General features: G+C 33.6%; 5 protein-coding genes and 1 rRNA gene. All 6 read left to right on the forward strand.

Going from position 1 to position 3,675, the window contains the following annotated elements:
• Nucleotides 1–106 (forward strand): 5S ribosomal RNA (rrf, locus tag J7M77_RS11065); the annotation flags it as partial.
• 689 nt (nucleotides 107–795) lie between these two features.
• The gene (gene rpsJ / locus J7M77_RS11070) at nucleotides 796–1,104 is read left to right on the forward strand and encodes a 30S ribosomal protein S10 (RefSeq protein ID WP_296878499.1); all 309 of its coding nucleotides are present in this window, start codon (nucleotides 796–798) and stop codon (nucleotides 1,102–1,104) included.
• Nucleotides 1,105–1,124: 20 nt separating this feature from the next.
• Nucleotides 1,125–1,856, forward strand: a complete 732-nt coding sequence (gene rplC / locus J7M77_RS11075; protein WP_296878501.1) for a 50S ribosomal protein L3 — start codon at nucleotides 1,125–1,127, stop codon at nucleotides 1,854–1,856.
• 20 nt (nucleotides 1,857–1,876) lie between these two features.
• Nucleotides 1,877–2,500, forward strand: a complete 624-nt coding sequence (gene rplD, locus J7M77_RS11080; RefSeq protein ID WP_296878503.1) for a 50S ribosomal protein L4 — start codon at nucleotides 1,877–1,879, stop codon at nucleotides 2,498–2,500.
• Nucleotides 2,500–2,790 (forward strand): 50S ribosomal protein L23, encoded by a 291-nt coding sequence (gene rplW / locus J7M77_RS11085; protein ID WP_296878505.1) that lies wholly within the window; start codon nucleotides 2,500–2,502, stop codon nucleotides 2,788–2,790. The genes rplD and rplW overlap by 1 nt, the downstream gene beginning before the upstream one ends.
• A 49-nt stretch (nucleotides 2,791–2,839) precedes the next feature.
• A complete protein-coding gene (rplB, locus tag J7M77_RS11090) occupies nucleotides 2,840–3,673 on the forward strand; it encodes a 50S ribosomal protein L2 (protein WP_296878507.1) in 834 nt (277 codons plus the stop codon).
• Nucleotides 3,674–3,675: the final 2 nt, after the last annotated feature.

Genomic DNA, 3,675 nt, shown 5'->3' on the forward strand with positions numbered 1-3,675 from the left:
GGTGGCAATGGCATGATGGAAACACCTGTACCCGTTCCGAACACAGAAGTTAAGCATCATAGCGGCGAAGATAGTACTGCGGTGCGAAAAGAGCACGCTGCCGGTCCTTCTTCTTTTTTTATTTTATTTTGCATATTTTTATTTATGATCATGATACTTTCAAAACAAAAACCGGGATCACTTCCCGGTTTTATTGTTTGTAAAAATAATATCTAAACTGCTAATTCAAAAAATGCCAAATATTAGCTATATTCTTAGTTATGTTATAGTGCAGTACAATTTTGTTTTTAGAAGTAAATTGTAATTGGGCAGTTGTTATATTAATGGTGATATCGTACTAATAACTTTAATGCTTCTATCAGCATCTAATAATAATATGTTGGGGGGCATAGTTGGGAAATATCATAAATATGAAGATATAAAAAGTTTCTAATATGGATTAATGGATGTAATTTTTGTATATATATTTTAAATCTTTTTGCACTTTACAATAATTTAGTAATATATACATTATCTTTTTAAAGTATAATGATAATTTATTATGAAAACGTTAATGAAACAGTGATTATTCATCAAATTTTTTGACTAAAATTTGGGATAAAATTTGTCGAAATTTTTGATAAAAATAATGGAAAAAAAGCTTGCAATAAGGCTTTTTTTTTGTTAAAATACAACCGTTGACTTGCGAAGAAGTGCGAGGTTGCTGAAACACCGAAAGGCGTTGTCATGAAACGGCATGTTTCAGGGAATTCGTATAGAGCAATTCACATCCTATGAATTTGAAAGGAGAAAATCATGGCAAATAACAAAATTAGAATCAGATTAAAATCATTTGATCACAAAATTCTAGATTCTTCAGCAGAAAAAATTATTGGTGCTGCTAAGAAATCTGGAGCACAAGTAGTTGGTCCTGTACCACTACCAACAGAAAGAGAAGTTTATACTATTTTAAGAGCAGTACATAAGTATAAAGATTCTCGTGAACAATTCGAAATTAGAACGCATAAACGTTTAATCGACATTGTTAATCCTACACAAGAAACAGTTGATATTCTAACAAGATTAGAATTACCAAGCGGTGTAGACATTGAAATTAAGTTATAAGAAAGGTAAAGGTGTAACTCATGAAAGGAATCTTAGGTCGTAAGATTGGAATGACTCAAGTCTTCACAAACGACGGAACATTAATTCCAGTAACAGTAGTAGAAGCAACTGAAAACGTTGTATTACAAAAGAAAACTGTTGCTACAGATGGATATGATGCAATTCAAGTTGGTTTCGAAGACAAGAGAGAAAAATTGGCTAACAAGGCTGAATTAGGTATTGTAAAAAAAGCAAACACAGCTCCTAAGCGCTTCATTAGAGAATTTCGTTTTGATGAAATGATGAGTTATGAAGTTGGAGATAAAATTACTGTTGATAGCTTCGTAGCTGGTGAAGTGGTTGACGTAACTGGAACTTCTAAAGGTAAAGGTTATCAAGGGGTTATTAAAAGACATGGACAACATATCGGTCCTAAAGGACATGGTTCTGGGGCTCATAGAATTGTTGGTTCAATGGGACCAATTGCTCCAAATAGAATTGCTCCAGGTAAAAAATTACCAGGGCAAATGGGACATGTAAGAAGAACAGTACAAAACTTAGAAATCGTTGCTGTTGATGTTGAAAACAATTTATTATTAATCAAAGGGTCAGTACTAGGACCTAAAAAAGGATTAGTAATGGTAAAATCTGCAGTTAAAGCTGCTGGAAAAGTTAACGATGCTTATGAATTAGTTGATTACACTCCAGAAGTTGTAGAAGAAACTAAAGAAGCAGATGTTGCAACTGAAACTCCAGTTGAAGCAGCTGAATAATTTAGGAAGGAGGATTTGATATGCTTAAAGTTAAAGTATATAACCAAGATGGTGCTGAAGTTAAAGACTTAGAATTAAATGAAGCAGTATTTGGAATTGAACCAAATAACCAAGCAATTTTTGATATGGTCTTATTACAAAGAGCATCATTAAGACAAGGTACACATAAAGTTAAAAACCGTACTGAAGTAAGCGGTGGTGGTAAAAAACCATGGCGTCAAAAAGGTACAGGTAGAGCTAGACAAGGATCAATCAGAGCACCTCAATGGCGTGGTGGTGGAGTTGTATTCGGTCCTAAACCTAGAAGTTATAAATTCAAAATCAATCGTAAAGTTGGTCGCTTAGCACTTAAATCTGCTTTATCAACTAAAATTATTGATAACGAATTTATGGCATTAGATACAATTAAAATGGATGCGCCTAAAACTAAAGAAATGGTGAAAGTATTAGCTAACTTAGAAGCGCCAGCAAAAACATTGATCGTAATGGATCAAATCGATGAAAATGTAGCAAGAAGTGCTAATAACATCCCTGGTGTTAAATTATTAGAAGCTAATCGTGTTAATGTATATGATGTTTTAAATAGCAATAAATTAATCATGACAGAAGCTGCTATTAAATCAGTTGAGGAGGTACTAGGATAATGGCACACATTACAGATGTATTAAAAAAACCAGTACTTACTGAAAAAACAATGACCCTTAGCGCAGAAGAAAATAAATATACATTCGATGTTGATGTTAATGCAAATAAAACTGAAATCAAACAAGCTGTTGAAGCAATGTTTGGTGTAAAAGTTGAAAAAGTTAACGTTATGAATGTAAAACCAAAGAAAAAAAGAATGGGTCGTTATGAAGGTAAAACTAATCGTAGAAGAAAAGCTATTGTTAAATTAGCTGAAGGTGATTCAATCAATTATTTTGGTGAAGAATAGTAAAGAAAATATTGGAAAATATTCCAGATAAACTAGGAGGAAACTAAAGATGCCAATTAAAGCTTATAAGCCGGTGACTAATGGTCGTCGTAATATGACAGCCTTAACAAAGGAAGAAATTACTGCACAAAAACCTGAAAAATCTTTAGTTGCAAAATTAAGTAAAAAAGGTGGACGTAATAACCAAGGTGTTATTACTACTCGTCACCATGGTGGTGGACATAAACGTAAATATCGTATTATCGATTTCAAACGTAATAAAGATGAAATCGTTGGTACAGTTGCAACTATTGAATATGATCCAAATAGATCTGCAAATATTGCATTGATCAATTATGCTGATGGAGAAAAAAGATATATCTTAGCTCCTAAAGGATTAGAGGTTGGAAATAAAATCGTATCTGGTGAACATGCAGATATTAAAGTAGGAAACGCTTTACCAATGGCTAACATGCCTGAAGGTACTGTAATCCACAATATTGAAATGCAACCTGGAAAAGGTGGACAAATCGCTCGTTCTGCTGGTGTGTCTGCTCAAATTCTTGGTAAAGAAGGAAAATATGTAACTGTAAGACTTGCTTCTGGTGAAGTTCGTAAATTACTAGGTGTTTGTAGAGCAACTGTTGGTGTTGTTGGAAATGAAGATCATGGATTAGTAAATTACGGAAAAGCTGGACGTATGAGATGGAAAGGTGTTCGTCCTACAGTACGTGGTTCTGTAATGAACCCTAATGACCATCCTCATGGTGGTGGTGAAGGTAGAACTTCAATCGGACGTAAAGCACCAATGACACCTTGGGGTAAAAAAGCGATGGGTGTTAAAACTAGAAAAACTAAGAAAGCGTCTAACAAATTAATTGATCGTCGTAGAAATGATAAATAATA

Origin of the sequence: Thomasclavelia sp., assembly GCF_017889095.1 — a bacterium.
Classification (GTDB): domain Bacteria; phylum Bacillota_I; class Bacilli_A; order Erysipelotrichales; family Coprobacillaceae; genus Thomasclavelia.

What these genes read in the sequence shown, in the direction of transcription:
- rplW (WP_296878505.1), top strand. Translation starts at nt 2,500, where the DNA reads ATGGCACACATTACAGATGTATTAAAAAAACCAGTACTTACTGAAAAA.
- rplD (WP_296878503.1), top strand. Translation starts at nt 1,877, where the DNA reads ATGCTTAAAGTTAAAGTATATAACCAAGATGGTGCTGAAGTTAAAGAC.
- rpsJ (WP_296878499.1), top strand. Translation starts at nt 796, where the DNA reads ATGGCAAATAACAAAATTAGAATCAGATTAAAATCATTTGATCACAAA.
- rplB (WP_296878507.1), top strand. Translation starts at nt 2,840, where the DNA reads ATGCCAATTAAAGCTTATAAGCCGGTGACTAATGGTCGTCGTAATATG.
- rplC (WP_296878501.1), top strand. Translation starts at nt 1,125, where the DNA reads ATGAAAGGAATCTTAGGTCGTAAGATTGGAATGACTCAAGTCTTCACA.